Here is a 24,074-nt window from a genome sequence, read left to right as displayed (position 1 = left end):
GATGATACAAAAGAAATTTGTTTTGCTGTTGGCTTTTGTGGTTATTCTTTCTACTGTCCATTGTTCGGGAAAAACTGCCAATAACGATGCTACTACCTCACTTTTACTTGCCAAAGAATCAGGCACTAATGGTTGTACGGTGGCGGGCCTGGGGACCCAAATTAAGGCAGGGTATACGGGAATCACAACCACGTCCAAAAATGTTTCCTTTGCTCTTGCCGGGGATACACATTATGCAGTGATGCAAATAGCTGGAGCACAGATTGGAACAAGAGTCGTACTTTCTCGTTATGCGAAGTTAACAGTTTATGTATCCAGTAGTTGCCCATTGGATTTATCATCAGCTATCTTAGCTAAAGATGGCACCGAATACACAAAGGTAGACTCTCCTGCCACAGTCATAAATTTTACGAAATCGGGAAGTTACTTGATTTACCTCTACCAAAAGGAAGATCCGAGCTCCCATCCTTTGACAGTTCTTACCGATGGAACCCCTGTACAAGCTATTTCTGATTCCGATCTAACCGACATTTTGAATGGTGGATCTACAAAAACATTTAAGTTTGCTTGCGATTTGGGATCCGGGGTTTGCCAAAATTATTACGGATATCTGACCAGTTGTCTGTCGGGAACTAAACAGACCGCTAAATGCACTGAGACCGGTGCCGTAGGCTCCTGCAAAGTCACTCAGTCAAGTGTCGGCTTTATCATCAGTGTCTATACGGCTCCTCTCACGGGTGGTGGCGGTGGAACTGCCGCTACACATTGCACCGGAGTTTCTGGAACCTATGTAGACGGTGCTACCATCCAAACCCCTTAGAACTTCTCTATTTTTTCAAATTCCCTGGACATACCACCCCATGTCCGAGTTATGACTGGAAGTGAGGGAGTCTAGTTATGAAAACCATGTTTGAGAAGATTTGGAATGACCATTTGGTCCACGAGGATGATGGAACCTGCCTCATCTATATCGACAGACACCTCGTTCATGAGGTAACAAGCCCGCAGGCTTTTGAGAGTCTAAAGTTAACCAATAGAAAGGTTCGTCGTCCCGATGCCACCTTTGCTACTATGGATCACAACGTTTCTACGAGAACTCGCGATTGGAAATCTGTAGATCCTATCTCTGTCCTTCAAATGCAAACGTTGATGGACAACTGTAAAGAAAACGGAATTACATTATTTGATATCAACCACCCAGACAACGGAATTGTTCATGTGGTGGCACCAGAACTTGGACTCACACATCCTGGTATGACCATTGTTTGTGGAGATTCGCATACAGCCACTCATGGTGCTTTCGGTGCCCTAGCTTTTGGAATTGGAACTTCAGAAGTGGAACATGTTCTTGCGACACAAACTCTCGTCCAAAAGAAACCAAAAACTTTGGAGATTCGAGTGGATGGAAAATTATCTCCGCTGGTTTCTGCGAAAGATATCGTTCTTGCGATTATCGGGAAAATTGGAACGGATGGGGCCACGGGTTATGTGATTGAATTCACAGGAGAGGCGATTCGTTCTCTCAGTATGGAAGGTCGTATGACCATCTGCAATATGGCCATTGAAGCTGGTGCCCGTGCTGGTCTTATCTCTCCCGATGACACAACTATCAATTATATTAAAGGAAGAGACTTTGCCCCTAAGGGAGAAGCTTTTGATGTAGCAGCCGCTAAGTGGAAAGCTTATGCAACGGATGTTGGTGCGAAGTTTGATAAAACGGTTACACTCAACGCAAGTGAAATTGCACCGATGGTTTCTTGGGGAACTTCTCCTGGCCAAGTAATTCCTGTGACGGCTCCCGTACCGGGTCCTGCAGATTTTACTGATCCGATTCAAAAAAAATCGGCAGAGTCGGCTCTTGCTTATATGGATTTAAAACCAGGCCAAAAACTCATCGATGTGAAGGTAAATAAAGTTTTTATTGGATCTTGCACGAACTCTCGCATCGAAGACCTTCGAGTTGTAGCAGATACGGTTAAGGGTAAGAAGGTAAGTAAAGAGGTAGAAGCTATCATTGTTCCCGGTTCAGGGCGTGTGAAACGACAAGCAGAACAAGAAGGCTTAGATAAGATCTTTTTAGAAGCTGGTTTCCAATGGAGAAACCCAGGTTGCTCTATGTGCCTTGCGATGAATGATGATGTTCTATCGCCGGGAGATCGCTGTGCCTCCACCTCCAACAGAAACTTTGAAGGAAGACAAGGGAAAGGCGGACGCACCCACCTAGTAGGACCTGCAATGGCAGCGGCAGTCGCAGTAGAAGGACATTTTGGAGACATTCGGGAGTGGAAATAAGATGAAAGCATTTACGAAATTAAAAGGAATCGCAGCTCTTCTAGATAAGGCAAACGTAGATACGGACCAAATCATTCCGAAGCAGTTTCTTCGAAAAATTGAAAGATCTGGATTTGGACAACACCTCTTCCATGACTGGAGGTTTTTAGATGATGCTGGAAAAAAACCAAATCCTGAGTTCGTACTCAATGCACCTAGATACCAAGGGGCAAACATTCTTGTGACTCGGGACAACTTTGGTTGTGGATCCTCAAGAGAACATGCTCCGTGGGCATTGGAAGATTATGGATTTCGCTCCATTCTTTCCCCATCTTACGCAGATATATTTTATAATAACTGTTTTAAAAATGGTATGTTACCCATCGTTTTACCAGAAACACAGATAGAAGAAATCTTTCAGGCCATAGATAAAAAACCAGGGGCCAATTTGGAAATCGATTTGGAAAACCAAGTAGTGGTCACAGAAGAGGGAAAAAAATATCCATTTGAAGTGGATGCGTTTCGCAAACATTGCCTTCTGAACGGTTTGGATGATATTGGACTCACTCTTCAAAAGGCTGATTTTATTCAAAAATTTGAGGAAAAGAACCAAAAAGAAGTTCCCTGGTTGTATGCAAAAACTGTATAATTGTTGTATGAAACTGTTTTCTCTTTTTGTCGGTTTTTTATTTTTAGTAAGCGGACTTTCCGCAGATGAACTTCTTATCCAGGACACCAAACAAGGGTTAGGAAGAGAAGCCATTCGCGGTACGACAGTAGTCGTTCATTACACAGGAAAGTTAACTAACGGTAAGGTATTTGATTCTTCTGTGGATCGTGGAGAACCTTTTAGTTTTCAACTGGGCCAAGGTCAAGTGATCCAAGGTTGGGAACGTGGGATTGTAGGAATGAAAGAAGGTGGAAAAAGAAAACTTACTATTCCTCCTCAGTTTGGATACGGTGCTCGCGCCATTGGTCCCATTCCTGCCAACTCAACACTTATCTTTGATGTGGAACTGATTAAAGTAAAATAATGATAGATCCAATTTCCAAAGGCATCGATGACCTCGGCAATAGTTTGTTGCAGGCGCTTAACAATGTACAAGGTATCTTTGGAAAGGAACTTTCCGTTGCCAAACCCATCCATGACAATATCCTCCAACTCATTGGAAATACACCGCTGATTCGATTGAATCGAATTGGATTGGAGTATACGGGTGTGCAGTTTTATTTGAAAGCCGAATTTTTAAATCCTACTGGTTCGGCCAAAGACCGAACTGCCCTTGCTATGTATTTGGATGCGGAAAGAAGAGGGAAGCTAAAAAAAGGAATGCCTGTCGTTCTTGTGGGTGCAGGTTCCTCTTCGGTTAGTTTTACTTGGATCGGAAAAGTGAAAGGGTATCCTGTGTTTTGTCTCGTTCCCCTCCAGACAACTCCCGAAAGAATCCAATTACTCAGAAGTTATGGTGCCGAAGTTACGGTTACCAATGAATCAGATCTTGGTAGGCTCACAGACCTTGCCGAAGAAAAAGCTAAAAAGTTAGGTGGATGGATTCCCGACGAAGCATCCAATCCGGCAAATCCTAATTTTCATTTTAAAACGACAGGTCCTGAAATTTGGAGAGACCTACAAGGGAAAGTGGGCGCTGTGATTTCTGCTCCAGGATCGGGTGGGGCCATTACAGGAATTGGCCGGTATTTGAAATCCCAAGACCGCAGAGTCAAAGTCATCATTGCTGGAAAACAAAATTCTCCTTTTATGGAGTATGGAAAAACTGACAATCCCAAAGAACGGGAAAGAATCCAACTCCCAGCGGTGTATGATCCGAAACTCATCGACCATTATTTCCATGTTACGAAGGACGAAGCCTTACACTTGCAAGCAGACCTTTATGAAAAGGAAGGAATCTTTGCAGGCCTTACCACAGGCACCGTTATCACCGGAGCCCTTCGGTTTTCGGAATCCATCCCAGAGTCTGAGAGAAACGAAAGAAATCCGTTTAACATCGTAATCCTCTCCCCAGACAGAGATTAAGTTTTTTCGCTAAACAATTGTTTGAGTTCTGGTAGTGAACTTTTGGCAACTGTTTCTCCTAATTGGATGAATTCGGTACTTCGCCAAAATTCAAACCAATTGGAATTGGGGAGAATTGGATTCAAATACACATCTGCTTCCTGAGCACTGTACTTTCCAATTCGGTATTGGAGGGAATACAAACTATTCACGATGATATCCAAAACATTCAAATTCAGTAGTTTGTTTGTTTTCATCTCATCTTTGGAACTCGGCATAGAATTGATGGCGATAATTTTCTGTACTCCTTCATGGGTTAGAGCAGATACTGGGAGTGGGTTCACAATTCCTCCATCCACATACGTTTTCCCATTTTCTTGGGGTTGCGGAACAAACACTCCAGGGATGGATATACTCGCCATTACGGCATCTAAAACCTTTCCTTCAGAGAGGACAATTTCTTGTCTTGTGGATATATCACAACTAATCAGTCTTAGTTTAATGGGGAGGTCTTCAAAATACAAATCCCCTAGATACTTTTCGAGCAGGGATCTTACATGTTTCCCATGCAAAAGTCCTTGGCCTGGAAAAGATAAATCAACAAGTTTGAACATTTTGAAAATACTATCGATTTCGCCTAATAGCGGTAAAATGCCTTTGTAACCGAGTCCACTGGCCCAAAAAGCGCCAATGACAGCTCCAATACTTGTTCCCGCTATCATATCGGGAACAATTCCTTCCTCTTCCATGACCTTCATTATCCCTACTTGGGCAAGTCCCAAAGCGGCCCCACCACCCAGCGCCACTCCCATTTCGACACCGGAAAGTTCTCTTGCCTTTCTTCTGATATGAATTTCCCATTTTCCATGGTCGAGGATATCTCTGATATTGGTTTCATGATAGAGAATTTCATTTTCCTTGGATTCACTGGTAATGGAATCACATAGATTGATTTTTTTATCAGGAGAGAGATAATTTTCAATATGATCGGCTTCGTCGATTAACAAACGTTTTAGATCTTCGTCTGTTTCCGGAAACACTTCCAAAAAGATAAAAGAATGACTTGCGTAGTGTTTGCCGAGAGTTTCTTTGATGCGATCAGAGTCTTTGAATTTATAAGATTTAACGTTAGGATTATCAGTTTGTCCATTTTGGGAGAAGTGGAGGACAACAGATTTTTTCCCTGATTCTTCTTCTATGGATGAGACTAAATCTTTTGCCAAATGATCACTGGCAACTGGGTCCGAGTGAACAAGGCAAACTACGGAATTACGAAAGTATTCACGTCCCCCCAGGAGTTCTCCTCGGAGAGACTTGGTGAGCATTTTCGAAAAGGTGATGGATAAATAAGGAATTTTTTGGATTAGTTTTTGGAATCCTGATTGGGACAAAACAAGAAATCTTGATTCGGTAACAGTAACGGCTGTATGGCTATGTTTTTCTCCAGTGAGTAAGGATTGGATTCCGAAGTATTCTCCCTTTTTGAGATACTGAACTTCCTCCTCGCGTTTTCCTTCTCCTTTTTTGGGGAGAAACAATTTGATCCCGCCAGATAGAATTAAAAATAAACTTCGGTTCCCATCTCCAGCTGTGAATAAAATTTCCTCACGTTCGGATTCAACAATATGAACTGCTTCGGCCACCCAAACCTTTTCCTTCCGAGAGAGACTTCGAAATAAGGGTAGGCTTGAGACAAGGTGAATTTTTCCTTCTAGATCTTTCATAGGGGCCTCTTCCACCAGAGTTTCAAATAGGAAAGTGAAAGAAATTTCGTTTTTTGTGTATTTCTAAAAAATTTTATTGACTACCCGTATGTTAAGTAGTAATTGTATGTTTAGCAAACAGGAGTCTATATGATCACACATTTGAAAATTAAAGATTTTGCACTCTTCGAATCCCTAGAACTTTCCCTTTCGGATGGTCTCACTGTATTTACTGGTGAATCCGGTGCCGGAAAATCCTTAATTTTCGATGCATTGGCCTCCTTGTTTGGAGGGCGTTGTTCTACGGCCAATATCCGCCAAGGGAAGGAGAGGTATTCTTTACAGGCTGTCCTTTCTCTTACTGGCCAAAACTTAGCCAAAGACTATTTGATGGAACAGGGCTTTCGTTATACGGGAGATGAAATTGTCATCACCAAAGAACTGATGAAGGATGGAAAGGCTCGAGTAAAAATTGGGGAAAGTTTAGCCTCCACCACTCATTTACGAGAGCTTGGAAAAACAATGGCTGAGATCCATTGCCAAAACGAACAACTCTTTCTACTCGAAAAGTCCAACCAATTGGAATTTTTAGATCGTTACGGCAATTTGGAATCCTTGAAATATAAATTCAAATTAGCCTTACAACAGTATCGCCATTGGAAACAGAAACTCATCGATTTTGAAGAAACAAGACGTACCATGCTCAAACGAAAAGAGATTCTTGAATATGAAATTGAAGAGATCGAATCTATTTCTCCCAAGGAAGGGGAAGATGAAAGTCTTTCAACAGAAGAATCTCTTTTGGCCAATGGGGAAAAACTAGCAGAGAACTATCGTTTGGTGTTGGAAGAATTAACCGAAAAAGAAAACTCGATTCTGAAAGTGTTTCCCACTCTCATCCATGCCATTCAGAAGGTATCCATTTTAATCCCTGAAAAAAAAGAAATGTTGGAAGAATGGGAAGAAGTCTATGACAGGTTAAAATCTCTAAAGTCCGTCATAAGAGAAGAAGAAGAAGAACTCTTCTTTAGCCCAGAGCGATTGGATATGGTCCAGTCTAGACTCCAAGACATAAAGAAACTCAAGAAAAAATACAATGTTAGTTTGGCTGAGATCAATCTTTTACTAGAAGAGAAAAAATTGGAACTCGAACGTTGGAACGAACAAGCGGGGGATGAGGATTTTTTACGAATCAAAAAAGACCAATGCCTTACCGAGATGAAAGAGTTAGGATTCCAACTTTCGAAGTTGCGCCGTAATGTGATCTCGCAGTTTGAAGAGGATGTTCAAAAGGAGATGGCCGATTTGGGACTCGAGGGAGGAAAACTCCAAGTGGTTCTTCGTTGGGAAGAGAATCCAGAAGGAGAAGTGGAAGAAGGATCCAAATCTTATTTCCTTTCGGAATCCGGTCTTGACCAAATCGAATTTTATTTTAGTGCCAATCCTGGAGAAAAACCACGCCCACTCAGAAAAGTAGCTTCTGGTGGCGAGTTGTCTCGGGTGATGCTTGCCCTTCGGAGTGTTCTTGGAAAACAAGCTCCTTCCCCCCAAATGCTGGTATTGGACGAGGTGGATACTGGTCTTGGGGGTGAGGCAGCGGAGGCAATGGCAACAAAGCTTAAAAAACTAGCAAGAAACTCACAGATTCTCCTGATTACTCATACCCAGCAGGTAGCAGCCTCTGGGGACCACCAAATCAAGATCGAAAAACGCCAAGAAGGTGGAAGAACTGTGTCTCATGCATCACTTCTTGACTTTGAAGAAAGAAAACGGGAGCTCGCACGGATGATCGGAGGTAAACAACTGACCTCAGCAGTGCTAAAAGCTGCCACGGATTTACTCATGAAAAAAGCTGGGTAGGGGCGTAAAAATAGTATTTGGCGAAAAAGGGAAGACTGAAAACTCTATTCGTAATCCTTCAATGGGGTCCCATTCATGTTTTTTCCTTTCGCTAAATCAGATTCAATCATTTCCTCGGTTCCTCCGCAAACCATACCCATTCTAATCATCTTTGTATCCATCGTTGGTTTTACCATCATTGTGGAACGACTTGTTTATTACTGGAAACTAAAAGCCATTCCTCAAGATCATTTCCGTCGTGTCAGGGAATTGGCTCGTGAACAAAAATGGGATGAGGCAAAAGATGTACTCGGTCAAGACGTTCAGTCACCGGCAGCAGTTTTACTTCGTATGGCATTTGATCTCAAACGCCGTGGCATTCAGTTTTGGGAAGAAGACATACGACAAGAGGGTTTTCGTCAAATTTATTTGATGGAACGTTATTTGACTGGTCTCGGAACAATTGCTACCATCGCTCCCTTACTTGGTGTCCTCGGGACAGTCATTGGGATTGTGCGTTCCTTCGCGGAAGGTGCAGGAACACAAGGTGCTGAAGTAGGAATTTCAGAGGCGTTGATTACTACCGCGATGGGTCTTGGAATCGCCATCCCCGCTTACATTTTTTATAATCTTTTTTCTCGAATGAAAGAGGAAAGAATTACGGAAATGGAAAACGTAACTGATTTGGTGTTACCGCACCTAAACAAATAAACACACTAAATGAAATTTCGCAAAACGCAAAAATCATTTAATAACATTGAGCTTGCTCCTTTAATTGATGTTATATCCTTTATAGTGATTTACTTTTTGATGAATGCAACATTGGAAAAAAACACGGCTTTGAAAGTGGAATTACCTCGATCTTCGAGTGTTGCTAAAGAGAAACAAAAAGATGAACTTGTGATCACTGTGGACAAACAAGGAAAAATATATTTAGATCAAAGTTCTGAACCAGTTCCCATCGAAGGGCTTACTGAAAAGATTAATGGGTTTCTTGGTCCTGAAAAAGAAAGAGACCCTAAAAAAAACAAAGTCATTATTCGTGGAGATGGTGGTGCGTCCTACCAAGTTGTGGTTAAGGTAATCGATGCAGTCAATGCTGCGGGTGTTAGCCGGTTTAACCTAGCAATGGTAAAAGGCACATCAAAGTGATTTTTTGAATATTCGAAAAAAAATAAAAATCGTAAGTCTTCTTGTTTTATCTCTCCTACTACTTGTTTCGGCGGAGTGGGTATCCCTTTGGTCGAACCGAACTGTATACCTAGATAAAGTCATCACCAAGGTTGAGTTTAAAGGAAATATCAATACTTCCTCTGATGACATTTTGGATTTAATGGACATGCGTCCCGGGATGCAGTTGTCCCAGGGACTTTTGAACGCAGATATGCGTGCGTTATTTGTTTCAGGATTTTTCTATCATATTGATATCCAAGGGGAAGCGGACGGAGAGGGTGTTAAAATTCTTGTAGTTGTGAGAGAGCGACCGCGAGTGAAAGACATCGATTTTATCGGGGCAGATGAAGTTTTTCCCTCTGACTTACGAGATAAAATCCCCTTAAAAGAAAACGAAGTCATCACTCCAAAAAAAGTTACTCTGTCTAAAGAAGTAATTTTGAAAAAATACAGGGATGAAGGTTTTTTTCTCGCTTATGTTCGATTTGAAACTGAACCTGTAAATCCAGATACTAACACGGTTAAGGTGAAGTTCATTATCGATGAAGGGGAAGAAATTCCTGTCAGCAAAATCAATATCTTCGGGAATAGTGAAATCGATACTTATGATATCCAAGGTATCATGGATTTAAAGGAAAGCGGGATTATTGAGTCGGGTGTGTTTAAAGAATCCGCTTTTGAATCAGATAAACAAAAAATCTCTGCTTACCTAAAATCAAAAGGATATGTCGACGCCGAACTCAGTAATGAAGGAACCAATTGGGAAATTCGTTGGGAAAACCCACAAAAGAAAGACAAACGTGTTGTTATTGTTAATTTTAAGATCAGTGAAGGTGAGCAGTATTTTTATAACGGATATTCTACAAGTCATGACATGACCATTGCTCCTAGTGGGATGCCGCAATTTTTAAACAAAGAAAATAATCCAGTGGGAACCCCGAAAGAGGAATGGTCTCCAGTTTATCCTGTTAAATATTTAGAGGATCAATTTGAATTTGCACCTGCCGATGTGGGTGAAGTTTTTGATGAAACTAAATTTCAGAAAGATAGAGCCTCGATCAACGAAGCATATTCTGCCAAAGGATATTTGTTTGCTCAAGTGATTCCTCGCCGGAAAGTGATTGAACTCAGTGATGCTTCCTTATCGCGTTATGAGAATTGTGACAAACGAGGTAGTGCCGATGCAGTTTCCGATTGTAATGAGGAATACAATCGTCTTAATGTTGCTAGGTTAAGAAAAGTTTACGAAGAGGAACCGAAACTCCGAGGCAAAAAATTCATTCACGTAGACTTTACGATTCGCGAAAACAATTTAGCTTTTATTGAAAATATTATTATCAAAGGTAATAAAAAGACGCAAGACCGTGTGGTTCGAAGAGAACTTCTTTTTAAACCTGGTGATCTTTTTAACTCCACTCTTGTGAACAGGTCAAGGGAACGTATCTTTAACTTAGGTTACTTTAAAGAAGTAAACTTTAATATGCGACCTGGTTCTGATGAAACCAAGATGAACCTTATTATTGAACTTGTGGAACAGCCCACAGGAACGGTATCAATGGGGGGAGGATATGGAACCATTACTGGGTTTTCCATTTTTACTCAGTTAGGTGAGAACAACTTAAACGGAACTGGACAACAAATCACTGGTCGAGTCGAATTTGGACCTATCCGCCGTTATTTGCAAATTTCTTGGACGGAACCATGGTTCATGGACAAACCTTGGTCACTCACTCTTTCCGCATTTTATTCATCACGAACTTTGTTTGTAGGTGCTACTTCCATTACAGAGAACAACAACCAAGGGATTAAGGAAGTTGCCTCCTATGAACGATCTGGGGTTGGTGTGAGTGCGGGACTTGGGCATAGATTTTTAATCAACTGGACCCACTTCCATCGTTATTCACCATCATTTTTTGCATCAACTCGACCAACTTCGCTTGTATCTGACCAAGTATTAGCCGAAGTAGATCGTGGTTGGCAGTTTCGTTCGCAACTTACCAATGGTATTGCTTATGATAGTAGGGATAACGTATTCAATTCGACTCAAGGATTTAACTTAATTTTCTCCGTAGACAACGTGGGTCAATTTCTCGGTGGAGAGTCACATTTCGACCAATTCAGTCCAATTTTGGAATACTATCATACTTGGTTTGATTATACATTCTTTGGTCTCATCCGCAAAAACGCACTTAGGCGATGGCGTGTTGTCCAGCAGTTTAGAACATCATCAGTTTTTACTTTCGAAAGAACTCCAAAGTATAAAAATCAAGATAAAGAACGAATCCCTTACATTCAAGTTCAGGACAGGTTATTCCTCGGGGGATATGAATCTCTCCGTGGTTGGTTTTTTGATGATAAATACTATCCTGACGAGTGGAAAGATGGCGCCTCTAGCCGAGTTTTGTTTACATCTGAGTTAAGATTCCCCATCGAACCTTCGTTACTCTGGTTTGTTGTTTTCTTCGACGGAGGTGCTATGTATGAACAAATCAACCGGGCGGTCGGCGAGAGAAAGGAGTTCTTTAAGAATTATGATTCTTTAGTCCGAGCACAAAGAGTGTCAGAACCTGTGGAAACTTATTTGTATGAAAATTACAATTCCTATGGTCAAAAACTTCCGGAATCGCCGCTGATTGTTAACGATCCAGGCAATTTAGTACTTTCAAGTAAAAACTTATCGATGTCGAACTTCCGATTCTCCTGGGGTTTTGGACTTCGAATCCAAATTCCAGTATTGCCACTTCGCTTGTATTTTGCACAAAGGATCCGTTATACGGGTGTAGACGAGCGCCCTTTTGGGCTTTATCCAGACAATAACAGTTTCCAGTTTGTTTTTGGTATTGGGGATATGCGATTCTAAGTGGAGTTAGTTGGGCTCAATTCTGAACAAAAAAAAGCTGTTGAGGCCGTAGACGGACCGCTACTCATTTTGGCAGGTGCGGGTTCAGGTAAAACTCGAGTCATCACCTACCGGATTGCTAATCTCATTTTAAACCATAAAGTTTTTCCGAATCAAATACTTGCTGTAACTTTTACGAACAAAGCAGCAGAAGAAATGCGAATCCGGTGCCGGAGTTTGTTACCGGAAGGAAACGGTGAACCTTTCGTTCGGACCTTTCACTCACTTTGTTTGTATTTGTTACGCAGGGAAGGTAAGGTATTGGGCCTTGGGAGTAATTTCACTGTATATGACAGTGATATGCAAGAGTCGCTCATCAAAGAAATTTTAAAATCCAAGGATATGGATACAAAAGAGTTTCGGCCCTCAAGTCTTGCCAATACTTTTTCATCTACAAAAGATTCCTTTATGACGGCAGAGGAATACGCAAAAAAGAAAGCAGATGATTCTTATACAAAAACGATCGCATCAGTCTTTTTAGAATACGAAAAACGCAAAGACTTAAGGAATGCTTTAGATTTTGGTGACCTCATATTAAAAACAGTAATTTTGTTTCGAGACTTTCCGGTAATTTTAGAGAAATACCAAAGACTCTGGAAATACATCATGGTAGATGAATACCAAGATACAAATAAAATTCAATACCACCTTGTCCAATCTCTATCTTCTTTTCACAAAAACCTTTGTGTTGTTGGAGATGATGATCAGTCTATTTATTCTTGGCGTGGAGCAGATATTTCGAATATTCTAAATTTCAAAAAAGATTATCCAGATGCCGTTGTCGTCAAATTGGAAGAGAACTATCGTTCTACTAAAACCATCATTGAAACTGCCGCAGCTCTTATTTCAAATAACAAACAAAGAACGAGCAAAACCCTTAGGACAGAAAATCCGATGGGAGATAAAATCAAAGTAACTTCCTACCAAAATGAAATGGAAGAAGCCGAAGGGATTGTTCAAAAAATCCAAGCGGGAGTGAGAAAGGGGCAAAAGTATTCCAACTTTGCCGTGTTTTATCGAACAAATTCTCAGTCTCGATATTTTGAGGAAGCTTTGCGGAAAAGAGCAATTCCTTATAAAATTTTTGGTGGGTTTCGGTTCTTTGATAGGAAAGAGGTTAAGGACTTAATTGCTTACCTTTCTGTCGTTGTAAATCCTGTGGATTCCACTTCTCTGCTTCGTATCATTAATTCACCGCCAAGGGGAATTGGCGATACAACAGTGAGTCGTTTGTTATCCTATTCCGTAAACGAAGGTCTTTCTTTATTTGAATGTTTGGGGAAAACTGTTCCTGAGATCAAAAAGGGAACCTTACAGAAGTTATCTTCCTTGTATCGAATGTTTGATTCGGCCATGGAAGACTTGGGTAAAAAAACACCTTCCGAAATTGCTTATGAAGTTTTAGAACATTCTGGATATAGAGAGTTTTTAGAAAATGAAGGAACAGAAGATTCATTTTCTAGACTCTCCAACTTAAATGAATTTGTAAATGCTCTTAAAGAATTTGAGGAAAATAATCCCGAAGCCACACTGGAAGAATACCTAGGAAATATTTCTCTTATCACAAGTGAAGACAATACCAAAGATTTGCCAGATTATGTGATTCTTATGACTGTCCATAATGCAAAGGGTTTGGAATTCCAACATGTATTTATGGCAGGAATGGAAGAAGGAACCTTCCCTCATTTTCTATCTATTGATTCGCCGGATGGAGTAGAGGAAGAACGAAGGCTTGCTTATGTGGCGATCACCCGGGCCAGGAAGAATCTCGAAATTAGTTTTTCAAGATTCACGAGAAAATTTGGAGACGTGGATGCAAGGCTTCCTTCCCAATTTTTGGAAGAACTTCCCAGCGAGTTTGTAGAAGGTGAGTTTACAGAGAACCGGTATGGAGTGAGAAGGCCTGAGTTTACACCGAGAGCCGAAAGGTTTCAAAAATCGGAAGAAAAGTTCGAAACTGTTCAGGCGAAAGCCGGTGATGGAAACTTCCAAGTGGGAACAAAAGTACGCCACAAAGTTTACGGAGAAGGACGTATCTTAACCATTTCTGGATCGGGAGACAACCGTAAGGTAGAAGTTCGTTTTGGTTCTCATTTGGATAAAAAATTCTTATTGGCATATACACCATTAGAGATAATTTCATGAACTAGAAGAGGAATGACAATGAAACGAGTTTGGATTTTAAGTATTTTAGTATTATTGCCGGTTAGTTTTGTTTACGCACAACAAAATGCTGGTTTGGCGGAAGAGTTTACAAAACTAGAAGACTATCTTAGAAATCCAAAACTTACCGAGGATCAGAAAAAGAAGAATTTCGAAACCAATATGGTAAGTTCAGTTCGTAGTACACTATCCAAACGCCTTTCCAATCCTAAAAGAGATTTAAAGGATCTAAAATTCCAGGACTTACAAACGGAACGTCCAGAAGGAACCAATACTTTTTTTGTAAAATATAAGAACTTTTATTTTCAATATCAGTTTCCAGTAGATCCTGAGACATACATAACATCTCCCTCGGAAGAAATTGTTTTGGAGAAACCGGACGGTTTGGACCTAGGTTCGAACGCACACAAAGAAGAAAAAAAGAATTAGATTTCCTATAAGGACGGAATGGAAGAAAGAGATTTTCAGGAAGTTTGGCGGTGGGTATTATCTGTTGGGGACTCAATCCTTTCCATTTATAAATCAGACTTTCAAATTCGCGACAAGGGTGGCAATGACCCAGTTACTGAAGCGGATTTGTTTGCGAGTGAGTTTCTATTCGAAAAAATCTCTGCTCGATTTCCGAATCATGGATTTTTATCGGAAGAAAAAACCGATACAAACAGACGTTTGGACAAGGAATGGGTTTGGATCTTAGACCCTATTGATGGAACTCGTGAGTTTGTAAAAAAGAATGATCAGTTCGCGCTCAGTTTGGGTCTTGTTCGTAACGGTGAAGCCATTTGGGGAGTAATCTTCAATCCTGCCACGGGTGAGTTTTTTTCTAAAAATCGAAATACTTTTTTTGCTAAATTACAAGCTCCTTTTGCAACAGAAGAGAACTTTAGAACCTTAGTTGTAGAAAGTGGCTCCATATTGCATCCGTTAGATGAATTGAAGCCTGTTACAAATAAACCAATTTTACTTGTGTCCTTATCTGAAATGAAGGAAGGTTTATTTGCTGATTCTTTTTGGCATGATGACTTTGAAATTCGTTCGATGGGGAGTATCGCCTATAAACTGGGGTTATTGTCTGCCGGGTTTATTGATCTCATTGTCTCGTTAAAACCTAAAAATGAATGGGATATTTGCGGTGGAATTGCTCTTTTGGATGAAGATAACTTTACTTGTTTTCCTTTGAAAGATAACAAGTATCAATTCAATCAACCAAATACACTTTCTTTTGGTTTGGTGGCGGGTAAAAAGACGGCAATCCAATATTTGGAATCCAAAATTGACTTTCACCAATTGTCGCTTAAGGTAAAGGAACGATGGTAAAGACAAAACGGATTGGTTTAGATGCAAGACCACTCTCCACAAGAGTGTCTGGAGTAGGGCGACTCATTGCGGAAACCTTAAAGGCGTTTCCACATAAAGAGGAATATGACTTCTTTTTATTCTCACATTTACCTATTCATGATGACCATAAGGCGGTTTTAACTTTACCCAATGTCACCTGGGTTTCAGGTGGTGGTTTTTTGAAATGGAAAGGAGGGTTGTATTACAATCTCTACATTCCATTTTATTTACTAAAGAATAGAATCGATTTGTTTTGGGGTTCCCAACAAGTATTACCTCCTTTTTTACCAAGAGCTCTACGTGCGGTCCTTACCTATTGTGATCTGGTTTTATACCTATATCCTGAGACGATGCGTTGGATTGCGAAAGTCCAACAGAGGCTTTTTCAGAGTTATTCTGTTAGGCGGTCAAGTTTTATTCTTTCGATCTCTAAACAAACAAGTGATGATATGTGCCGTAAGTTTGGATATCCTGTGGACCAAACCGGAGTGTCTTATCCAGGAGTGAATCCTGTGGAAATGACAAAACTTTTAGAAACAGAACCGTCCAACAGGGTGAAGGACTTAGGCACTGATTATTTATTATCGGTTTCCACGATTGAACCAAGAAAGAACTATCCTTTTTTATTGAATGCCTATCGCGAATATCGCAAACTCGATCCTCACCACTACCGTCCATGGGTGATTGTCGGGAAAATCGGTTGGGAGTCACATGAATTTATCGAAGAACTATTACAAGAGCGTGCTTTGTATAAAGACATCTATATTTTAGATTCTGTTTCCGATTCTGAGCTGCAACACCTCTACAAAAGAGCTGGTTTATTTGCCTTTGCCAGTAAATATGAAGGATTTGGAATTCCTATGGTGGAAGCCATATTTCATGGATTGCCTTGTATTGTTTCTGATATCCCCACCTTCCATGAAATTGGAAAAGAGGGTGTTACTTACCTTCCTTACCAAACCAAGGAAGATGCAAAACTCTGGGCAGAAACCATTAAAAAATTTTTTGAACATCCAGCCCCCCAAGCAGTATCGATTGAGGAATTTACTTGGGAAAATGCGGCAAAGATTACCGAAGAGGTCTTTCGTAAAGTTCTAGAGGAAGGAGAATAGCCCCTTCTTTTTGGTGACAACTCCGGAATACAGAATCTTAGATTTATCTGATTTCGGGAGTACATGGAGATGAAAGCGATCTCTTGTCATGGCTTGGATTTCGCATTCCCAATCTGCATCTTTGGCAATCAGTTTGATTCTGTCGCAGAGGACTTCCGATTCCAGTAACCAAGTCAAAGAAAACTCGGATTTTCCTCGTTTAAAATGAGATTTGATTTCTTTCAGGTTTGCTTTCCAGATAACGGTTGTTTCATCACCCGTTTCATAAGGTTGCACAGTGGAAGGAATCATAGAAATTCCTTTTCCACTCCAGTTTCCCTTTACGTAATCATTCCATTCGTCAAAATTGGAAAAGTAATTATAAATCAGTGAATTCAAATATGATGACCCAGGCTTTTTTGAACCTTAGATCCAGCTTTTATCTTATCTTAATCCTATCTCTTCTTTTTTGTAAACCAGAAGGGACAAGCAGTGATTTTTATCCCGCACCTCTTCCGACCTTAGGGGGAGAGACTGAATCATTGGATTCTTTTAAAGGAAAAGTAGTTGTATTGGATTTTTGGGCTACTTGGTGCGAACCTTGTGCCAAGGCAGTTCCCACCATCAACGCATGGAAGGCTTCTGTTTCTGAAAAAGATTTTGTATTTCGCGGAATCAATACTGATACCACAGAGCCGATAGAAAAAATCAAAAAAGATATGGAACGATTGAAAATGAATTATCCCACCTTACTGGATAAAGACTGGAAAATGACAGATTTTTATCACGTAGAGGGAATTCCATGCCTACTTGTATTTGATCGGTCGGGTAAGATTGTGTATCGTCAGTATGGATTGGTAGAATCTGACCTTTCTGGGCTTGTCATTCGCTCCCATGTATGGGCTGCGTCTGAACTGCCATAATTGTGCAATGCGAAACAACATTTTGATTTTCCATTGAATTCGATGACAAGATTGAAAATGTCTTGACTCATGTTCTTTAAAAAAGTCCCTTAAAGATACCTTTTTACGTTTTCTTTTGAGAAAGGAGTCAGAATAATGCCAGCCAATTTGCCCGAACTCTTCCAGCAGAGTGCTGAAAAATTTGGGAACCGCCCCGCGTTCGTTAGTAAAGACGAATCTAAGTCCTATAAACCCGTCACTTTTAAAGAAGTATATGATCTTGGTATCAACTTAGCCGAAGCTCTCATTGATTTGGGTGTTTCTGCGAAAGAGAATGTTGCCCTGCTTGCCGATAACCGATTGGAATGGATTGTTTCCGATTATGGAATTCTTATGGCCGGTGCAGCAGACGTTCCGAGAGGAACGGATATTACCGATTCAGAAATCGCTTATATTCTAAACCATTGCGAAGCGAAGGTTGTATTTCTTGAGAATGACAAAATGCTCGAGAAATTTCAAAAGAATCGCTCTCAATTGGAATTTGCAAAGACCCTCATCGTAATGGATAAAAAATCCACAGCAACCGGTGTTCTAAAACTATATGATCTGATTGAAAAAGGTAAGGAACTTCGTGCCAAAGGTTCTAAAAAAGCAGAAGAGCGAATGAAAGCCATTGCTCCTGATGATCTATTTACAATCATCTATACTTCAGGAACCACTGGAATGCCAAAAGGTGTGATGTTGAAACATAGCAACATGATCCACCAAACTTCTGTCATTCTAGGTAATATGATCGAAATCAAAGAAGATGAAAGGATGTTGTCTATCCTTCCTGTTTGGCACGTTTTTGAAAGAGTATTTGAATACCTAGCCATTGCTGCCGGTTGTGCTACATACTACACCAATGTCCGAGACCTTCGTGATGACATGAAAAAGTCAAAACCTACGTTTATGGCGTCGGCTCCAAGACTTTGGGAAAGTATCTATAATGGAATTTATACAAGAATCAATGATCCAAAACAAACTCCTGCGGTCCGCCGGGGGCTTTTCAATTTGGCTTATTTTTTCTCGAAACATTTCAATGCTGCCACAAGGTTTTTAAAGGGAAACCAAGTAGACTACGTTGGAAGAAACCCAATCGTTTCTCTCTTCAAAGGGATTTACTATTTGGCTGTGGCGATTGTTTTGGCGGTTCCTTACTTCCTACTCGATTTGGTCGTACTTTCTAAAATTAGAGAGGCTACTGGAGGAGAGCTCAAAGCTTCTGTTTCTGGTGGTGGAGCATTACAAAGACACGTAGATGCGTTCTTCAATGATATTGGAATTAACGTACTGGAAGGTTATGGAATGACGGAAACTTCTCCGGTGATTTCCGTAAGGACTTTCAAAAAATTAGTCCAAGGATCAGTGGGTCTCATCACTCCAGAAACTTCCGTACAAATTCGAGATGATTTAGGAAAGGTTCTCACTCATATAGATGCCAACCAAAAACTCATTTCTGGTAAATACGGAGCTCGTGGGGTCATTCATATTCGTGGACCACAAGTGATGAAGGGATACTACAAAAATCCTGAAACCACTGCGAAAGTTTTGAAAGACGGTTGGATGGATACGGGAGATATTGGAATGTTCAATTTCAAAAAAACCCTGACCATCACTGGCCGTGCGAAAGACACAGTAGTGCTTCTTGGTGGTGAAAACGTGGAACCGGTTCCTATCGAAGACAAATTGACGGAATCTCCTTTCATTGCACAAGTTATGGTTATTGGGCAAGATCAAAGAACTTGGGTGCCCTTGTTGTGCCGGATTTCGACAAATTGACCGAATGGGCGAAAGAAAATGGGATTTCTGAGACGGACAAACAGAAACTCATAGACCACCCGAAGGTTCTCGATTTCTACAAAAAGGAAATCAAAGCCCTAAACAATACTAAAACAGGATTTAAATCTTTTGAACAAGTAACTCCGTTTATCCTCATTACCAAACCGTTTGAAGTGGGTGATGAATTGACAAATCTGTTCAAAATGAAACGCCACTTGATCACAGAAAAATACAAAGATAAAATCACTACTTTGTATGCTGCTGATTAGGAGAGTTTAATTTTCTAGATCGCCCGCATCTTGCGGGCGGTTTTTACTCTTCTGTTTTTCTTCTCCAGTCGATACTCTTAATGTGAATCGATCGGACGGCTCTTTAGTTTCCTCATCTACAGGCGTTTTTTACCCCTACCAACACCAAGACTTTTATGCGATGGATTCCTTGTTTTTATCGCACTTGAAACAAGAAGAAGTCTGGGACTTCCAATCAGTTTCTCAGGTGCACTTAGGCTTCTTAGGATTTTTAACTCTACGTGGATTTTTACGGGAAACTTTGTCCTTACCAAAACTCCAAGTGCAAGGTTTGTCCAAACATTGGAAGACCTACCTCGCAAAAGTGAATTTTTTGGGAAAAGGGGTAGCTTGGGAATCCAAAGATTTTATTCCAAACTTGGTTTCTGATGTTAGCTCACCTATCTCAGAGTTTGGTGGCAAAGGCCACTGGGCAACCGAGTTCCATTGGGAAAAACAAGATAAGGAAACCACGTCTGTTTTTTTTGCTGCCACCGACAAACAAAGTGATGGTGATGTTGCCATCAGTGATTTGATGAAGGATTTTTTAAATTATTCCCAAACAAATCATTATTTGGAGAGGGCCTATATCAGAAAGGAAAATTCCAGTTATTTGTATTTGAATTCAAAAGAAGCTAACCCACGTGTTTTCTTTCGTGACACTCCCACGGACTTACCAGAATTTTTGTTTTTGGTGGCTGAGTTAAAAACAAAACCTTCTACTCACTCAAATTAAGACCGAGTAAGACTGTTTTTAAAAGGTCTGCTTTGGTTTCTAAATGAGTGGTTTCCAAAATGGTTTGTTTGGTTTTAAAATCGAAGTAGATTAGAGATGCAATAAAATCAACGGGAAAGGGGTGAACCAAAATTTGGTTCATTTTTAATATAAGCTCTTCTTCGGCACCTTCCGCAAGTAAGATTCGTTTGGTGAGAACCAGTAACTCTTCAATTTTTTCTTTTAAATTTTCCGATACATTTTTATTTCTTTCATGTTCCCGTCGAACCATTTGGGCGATATAAAAGGGCTCCGTAGAATCTAAACTAACTATCTCTGCGGTTCCGATTCCCTCTAAAATGATATTAGACCTTCCATCGGATAAGGATTCTTTTTGAATGATATGTCCATAACCTACCACTTCTGGGATGGGGGGAAGTCCCGGACCAATCCAGTTTTTAGGATAGGGTGCCATTCCCAGTTCCCCTCCGTTTTCCATACAGAAATCGAGCATCATCCGATACCTTGGTTCAAAGATATGAAGTGGCAAAAACATTCCCGGGAACAGAAATACATCTGGTAGAGGAAAGAGAGGTAAGGGGAAGGTTGACACAGAGAAAGGTTTTAGATTCTCTGTTTAGTTGTAAACCAATTCAAGGATCTGGCTTTGTTGAAAATAAAGAAAACTTCACTTCGTAAATCTTTTGAAGATTTAGGCAAAATCAAAGTGCTTGTGATCGGAGATTTGATTTTAGATGAGTATTTGATTGGCTCAGTAGAACGGATTTCCCCCGAAGCACCGGTTCCTGTTGTTTGGGTTCGAAATGAAAAACAATCTTTAGGTGGATCAGGTAATGTGGTCCAGAACCTTTCTTCGATCGGAGTGTCTGGAGTGGTTTTTGGAAGGATCGGTTTAGATAAAGCCGGCGATTCTCTGGAAGGACATTTACTCGCAAATTCAGTAACTTCCGAAGATTTAGTTTTATTAAAATCCAAAACTTTACCAACCATTCTTAAAACAAGAATCATCGCCTCTCACCAACAGGTTTGTCGAGTGGATCGGGAAGAAGTGGTTCCCCTCACCATAGAAGAGGAAAAAAAGATTCTAATTCAATTTGAAAGTAAATTGAAAGAATGTGCGGCAGTCATTCTATCTGACTATGACAAAGGGTATTTAACCCCTTCACTCATCCAATCTGTCATCGCACTTTGTAACCGAGAAAATAAAATTGTGACAGTAGATCCGCAAGTAAGTCATTTTTTCTTATACAAAAATATCCATATCATGACTCCAAACCATCACGAAGCGGGAAAAGCTTTGGGACGAAAACTAATGAGTGATCTTGAAATTGAAGTCGCTTGCCGGGAAATATCGGAAAAACTGAACCCCGATGCTATGATGATCACCCGAGGGGAAAAAGGTATGTCCATCTATGAAAGAAAAACAAATTCCTTTTATCATATTCCTACCGTTGCCAAAGAAGTTTTTGATGTAACGGGAGCCGGGGACACTGTTATTACTACTTACACTGCCTTTGTTGCTACGGGAATGCCAATTGCCGATGCAGCTCTGATTTCCAATGTCAGTGCGGGTATCGTTGTGGGTAAGTTAGGTGCTGCGACTGTCACACAAAAGGAGATTGAAGAAGCACTCCAGACCTTAGGTTACTTAGAAGTGGAATCATGAGTTTTTATTCGAACCTTCATTCTAAAATCATCTCCTTTGACCAAATTGAATCCAAGAGAAAGGATTTAGAGGGGAAACGCATTGTTTTTACCAATGGTTGTTTTGATATTTTACATCCTGGACATGTGACTTACCTTGCCCAAGCAAGGGATTTGGGCGATTTGTTATGGATTGGTGTCAACTCGGATACAAGCGTTAGGCGACTGAAGGGCGAATCGAGACCCATCAATTCTTGTGAAGATCGAATGTTGGTGCTTGCTGGTCTATCCTCTGTGGATTTTGTTTCCGCCTTCACAGAAGATACACCCTTAGAGATTCTAAAAAAAGTGAAACCATCTGTCCATTCCAAAGGTGGAGACTACCAAGTCGAAACCCTGCCGGAATACCAGATTTTAAAAGAGATGGGTGCGGATATTCAAATTTTACCTTTTGTTCTAGGAAAATCCACAACGAAGATTTTAGAAAAAGCCAAATCTCCTTCCTAAACGTATTGATTTTGGACCCAAATCCCGCCAGTCTGTAAAAAACATTCTTTTTTGAGGTCCATTTTGTCCAAGACCAGATATATTTTTATTACCGGTGGAGTTTCCTCTTCTTTAGGAAAAGGGGTCACCGTGGCAGCTCTCGGCTGTTTGTTAGAAGCCAGAGGTTATAGCGTCTCTTTACAAAAAATGGATCCCTACATTAACATTGACCCAGGTACTATGAGTCCGTACCAACACGGGGAAGTATATGTTACGGAAGATGGTGCAGAGACCGATCTTGACTTAGGGTACTACGAACGATTTACCAAATCAAAATTTTCTCGAAAGAATTCGGTCTCCACTGGTCAAATTTACCATGCTGTCATTGAAAGAGAAAGAAAAGGCGATTATTTAGGAAGGACCGTACAGGTTGTACCACATATCACCAATGAAATTCGAAGTCGCATTTATAACCTAACACGTGACCAGGAAACTGACTTTGTGATTGTTGAAATTGGTGGGACGGTTGGAGACATCGAGTCTGTTCCCTTTTTAGAAGCCATCCGCCAAATGCGATACGAACATGGGGCAAGCCAAGTATTGTTTTTACACTTAACACTTGTCCCTACGATCACTGCGGCTGGGGAAGCCAAAACGAAACCCACTCAACATTCTGTAAAAGAATTATTGGCCCTCGGAATCCAACCAGACATTTTAATTTGCCGAATCAACAAACCTATGTCCAAAGAGATGAAAAATAAAATTTCCCTCTTTTGTAACGTAAAGGAACAAAACGTAATTTCCGCTGTAGATATAACAACTTCCATCTATGAAATCCCACTCATGTATCGAGAAGATAAATTAGATGAAGTGGTTCTCAATGCTTTGGGAATGGACCTTCGCAAACTGAATTTTTCCCAGTGGGAAACTATGGTCAAAAAAATTCGTAGTACGAAAAAGACCGTAAAAGTCGCGTTAATTGGAAAATATATTTCACTTCAAGATGCCTATCGTTCTGTTTATGAATCTTTGGCCCATGGTGGGATTGCCAACGATGTAGAAGTAAGCGTAATCAAAATTAATCCAGAGGATATTGATCCTAAAAACGTAAAAGAACATCTGAAAGGGGTTCATGGAATTTTGGTTCCCGGCGGATTTGGAGAGCGCGGGATAGAAGGAAAAATTGCAGCGATTCAGTTTGCAAGAACCAAACAAATCCCATTCTTTGGAATTTGTCTTGGGATGCAGTGTGCTGTGATTGAATTTGCAAGAAATGTTCTTGGTTTCAAGGATGCTAATTCTACTGAGTTTAAACCAAACGTAAATTATCCTGTGATTTCCATGATCGAAGAACAAAAGGAAATCGAACGTATGGGTGGAACGATGAGACTTGGTGCCTACCCTTGTGTAGTCAAAAAGGGAAGCCTTGCCTATTCCGAATACAAAGCAGAACGGATATCAGAAAGACATAGACACAGATTTGAATTCACTTTGCGTTACAAAGATGATTTTGAAAAAAAAGGAATGAACCTCACCGGGTTTTCACCTGATGGAAGTTTGGCGGAGATAGTAGAAGTCCCTAACCATCCTTGGTTTGTAGGTGTTCAATTCCATCCAGAATTTCAATCCAAACCCACGGACCCTCATCCACTTTTTGCAGGATTTATCAGAGCTGCATCCAAATTAGCTAAAAAAACGGAGGATTAA

At 40.6% G+C, this 24,074-nt stretch carries 23 protein-coding genes; 20 read left to right on the top strand and 3 right to left on the bottom strand.

Features of this window, described 5'->3' with window-relative positions; translation table 11 throughout:
• Position 1 precedes the first annotated feature (1 nt).
• From LEP1GSC195_RS06175 to LEP1GSC195_RS06155, 5 genes are all read left to right on the top strand, one after another.
• Positions 2–820, top strand: a complete 819-nt coding sequence (locus LEP1GSC195_RS06175) for a hypothetical protein (protein ID WP_232227716.1) — start codon at positions 2–4, stop codon at positions 818–820.
• Between the two features lie 77 nt (positions 821–897).
• Positions 898–2,292, top strand: a complete 1,395-nt coding sequence (gene leuC / locus LEP1GSC195_RS06170; protein ID WP_015682036.1) for a 3-isopropylmalate dehydratase large subunit — start codon at positions 898–900, stop codon at positions 2,290–2,292.
• A 1-nt stretch (position 2,293) separates the two neighbouring features.
• On the top strand, positions 2,294–2,920 hold the full coding sequence (gene leuD, locus LEP1GSC195_RS06165; protein WP_015681509.1) for a 3-isopropylmalate dehydratase small subunit: 627 nt from the start codon (positions 2,294–2,296) through the stop codon (positions 2,918–2,920).
• A 7-nt stretch (positions 2,921–2,927) separates the two neighbouring features.
• The gene (locus LEP1GSC195_RS06160; protein ID WP_015682011.1) at positions 2,928–3,305 is read left to right on the top strand and encodes an FKBP-type peptidyl-prolyl cis-trans isomerase; all 378 of its coding nucleotides are present in this window, start codon (positions 2,928–2,930) and stop codon (positions 3,303–3,305) included.
• Positions 3,305–4,306, top strand: a complete 1,002-nt coding sequence (locus tag LEP1GSC195_RS06155) for a PLP-dependent cysteine synthase family protein (protein WP_015681015.1) — start codon at positions 3,305–3,307, stop codon at positions 4,304–4,306. Before LEP1GSC195_RS06160 ends, LEP1GSC195_RS06155 begins: the two co-directional genes overlap by 1 nt.
• Here LEP1GSC195_RS06155 and LEP1GSC195_RS06150 read toward each other — a convergent pair.
• Positions 4,303–6,009 carry a patatin-like phospholipase family protein gene (locus LEP1GSC195_RS06150; protein WP_015681797.1) on the bottom strand — a complete coding sequence of 569 codons (1,707 nt, stop codon included), beginning with the start codon at positions 6,007–6,009 and terminating at the stop codon, positions 4,303–4,305. The two genes, LEP1GSC195_RS06155 and LEP1GSC195_RS06150, sit on opposite strands and share 4 nt — an antisense overlap.
• A 129-nt stretch (positions 6,010–6,138) precedes the next feature.
• Here LEP1GSC195_RS06150 and recN point away from each other — a divergent pair, with 129 nt between their 5' ends.
• The 8 genes from recN (at position 6,139) to LEP1GSC195_RS06110 (ending at position 16,512) form a co-directional block, all read left to right on the top strand.
• Positions 6,139–7,848, top strand: coding sequence for a DNA repair protein RecN (gene recN, locus LEP1GSC195_RS06145; RefSeq protein WP_015682555.1), 1,710 nt, complete (start codon positions 6,139–6,141; stop codon positions 7,846–7,848).
• A 75-nt stretch (positions 7,849–7,923) separates the two neighbouring features.
• Positions 7,924–8,538, top strand: coding sequence for a MotA/TolQ/ExbB proton channel family protein (locus LEP1GSC195_RS06140; RefSeq protein WP_002987042.1), 615 nt, complete (start codon positions 7,924–7,926; stop codon positions 8,536–8,538).
• 9 nt (positions 8,539–8,547) lie between these two features.
• Positions 8,548–8,979 (top strand): ExbD/TolR family protein, encoded by a 432-nt coding sequence (locus LEP1GSC195_RS06135; protein WP_015681149.1) that lies wholly within the window; start codon positions 8,548–8,550, stop codon positions 8,977–8,979.
• Positions 8,980–8,983: 4 nt separating this feature from the next.
• Positions 8,984–11,860, top strand: coding sequence for a BamA/OMP85 family outer membrane protein (locus LEP1GSC195_RS06130; protein WP_015680569.1), 2,877 nt, complete (start codon positions 8,984–8,986; stop codon positions 11,858–11,860).
• The gene (locus LEP1GSC195_RS06125) at positions 11,861–14,044 is read left to right on the top strand and encodes an ATP-dependent helicase (protein WP_015682475.1); all 2,184 of its coding nucleotides are present in this window, start codon (positions 11,861–11,863) and stop codon (positions 14,042–14,044) included.
• Between the two features lie 18 nt (positions 14,045–14,062).
• On the top strand, positions 14,063–14,491 hold the full coding sequence (locus tag LEP1GSC195_RS06120; RefSeq protein ID WP_015681834.1) for an LIC11625 family surface-exposed protein: 429 nt from the start codon (positions 14,063–14,065) through the stop codon (positions 14,489–14,491).
• Positions 14,492–14,509: 18 nt separating this feature from the next.
• Positions 14,510–15,379, top strand: coding sequence for a 3'(2'),5'-bisphosphate nucleotidase CysQ (locus LEP1GSC195_RS06115; RefSeq protein ID WP_015680794.1), 870 nt, complete (start codon positions 14,510–14,512; stop codon positions 15,377–15,379).
• Complete coding sequence (locus LEP1GSC195_RS06110; RefSeq protein WP_015681308.1) at positions 15,373–16,512, top strand: glycosyltransferase family 4 protein; 1,140 nt, start codon at positions 15,373–15,375, stop codon at positions 16,510–16,512. Before LEP1GSC195_RS06115 ends, LEP1GSC195_RS06110 begins: the two co-directional genes overlap by 7 nt.
• Here the strand turns inward: LEP1GSC195_RS06110 and LEP1GSC195_RS06105 are convergent.
• The gene (locus LEP1GSC195_RS06105) at positions 16,495–16,890 is read right to left on the bottom strand and encodes a hypothetical protein (protein ID WP_232227715.1); all 396 of its coding nucleotides are present in this window, start codon (positions 16,888–16,890) and stop codon (positions 16,495–16,497) included. The genes LEP1GSC195_RS06110 and LEP1GSC195_RS06105 overlap by 18 nt on opposite strands.
• A gap of 2 nt (positions 16,891–16,892) precedes the next feature.
• On the opposite strand from LEP1GSC195_RS06105, the gene LEP1GSC195_RS06100 reads away from it, so the two are divergent.
• The 4 genes from LEP1GSC195_RS06100 (at position 16,893) to LEP1GSC195_RS06090 (ending at position 20,237) form a co-directional block, all read left to right on the top strand.
• The gene (locus LEP1GSC195_RS06100; protein WP_015681454.1) at positions 16,893–17,414 is read left to right on the top strand and encodes a TlpA family protein disulfide reductase; all 522 of its coding nucleotides are present in this window, start codon (positions 16,893–16,895) and stop codon (positions 17,412–17,414) included.
• A gap of 135 nt (positions 17,415–17,549) precedes the next feature.
• A complete protein-coding gene (locus tag LEP1GSC195_RS06095; protein WP_015680742.1) occupies positions 17,550–19,214 on the top strand; it encodes an AMP-dependent synthetase/ligase in 1,665 nt (554 codons plus the stop codon).
• Positions 19,193–19,483: a hypothetical protein gene (locus LEP1GSC195_RS20255; protein WP_408605926.1), complete on the top strand. Its 291-nt coding sequence runs from the start codon at positions 19,193–19,195 to the stop codon at positions 19,481–19,483. Before LEP1GSC195_RS06095 ends, LEP1GSC195_RS20255 begins: the two co-directional genes overlap by 22 nt.
• A gap of 82 nt (positions 19,484–19,565) precedes the next feature.
• Positions 19,566–20,237: an LIC11631 family protein gene (locus LEP1GSC195_RS06090; protein ID WP_015682149.1), complete on the top strand. Its 672-nt coding sequence runs from the start codon at positions 19,566–19,568 to the stop codon at positions 20,235–20,237.
• Here the strand turns inward: LEP1GSC195_RS06090 and LEP1GSC195_RS06085 are convergent.
• A complete protein-coding gene (locus LEP1GSC195_RS06085; RefSeq protein WP_232227714.1) occupies positions 20,221–20,772 on the bottom strand; it encodes an LON peptidase substrate-binding domain-containing protein in 552 nt (183 codons plus the stop codon). The genes LEP1GSC195_RS06090 and LEP1GSC195_RS06085 overlap by 17 nt on opposite strands.
• Positions 20,773–20,886: 114 nt before the next feature.
• Between LEP1GSC195_RS06085 and rfaE1 the strand changes: the two genes are divergently transcribed.
• From rfaE1 to LEP1GSC195_RS06070, 3 genes are all read left to right on the top strand, one after another.
• Positions 20,887–21,903: a D-glycero-beta-D-manno-heptose-7-phosphate kinase gene (gene rfaE1 / locus LEP1GSC195_RS06080; RefSeq protein WP_015680896.1), complete on the top strand. Its 1,017-nt coding sequence runs from the start codon at positions 20,887–20,889 to the stop codon at positions 21,901–21,903.
• Positions 21,900–22,388 (top strand): D-glycero-beta-D-manno-heptose 1-phosphate adenylyltransferase, encoded by a 489-nt coding sequence (gene rfaE2, locus LEP1GSC195_RS06075; RefSeq protein WP_015681983.1) that lies wholly within the window; start codon positions 21,900–21,902, stop codon positions 22,386–22,388. The genes rfaE1 and rfaE2 overlap by 4 nt, the downstream gene beginning before the upstream one ends.
• 63 nt (positions 22,389–22,451) lie before the next feature.
• Positions 22,452–24,074: a CTP synthase gene (locus LEP1GSC195_RS06070; RefSeq protein WP_040506489.1), complete on the top strand. Its 1,623-nt coding sequence runs from the start codon at positions 22,452–22,454 to the stop codon at positions 24,072–24,074.

Origin of the sequence: Leptospira wolbachii serovar Codice str. CDC (assembly GCF_000332515.2) — a bacterium.
GTDB lineage: Bacteria > Spirochaetota > Leptospiria > Leptospirales > Leptospiraceae > Leptospira_A > Leptospira_A wolbachii.
This window is presented reverse-complemented; position numbering and strand designations above follow the sequence as displayed.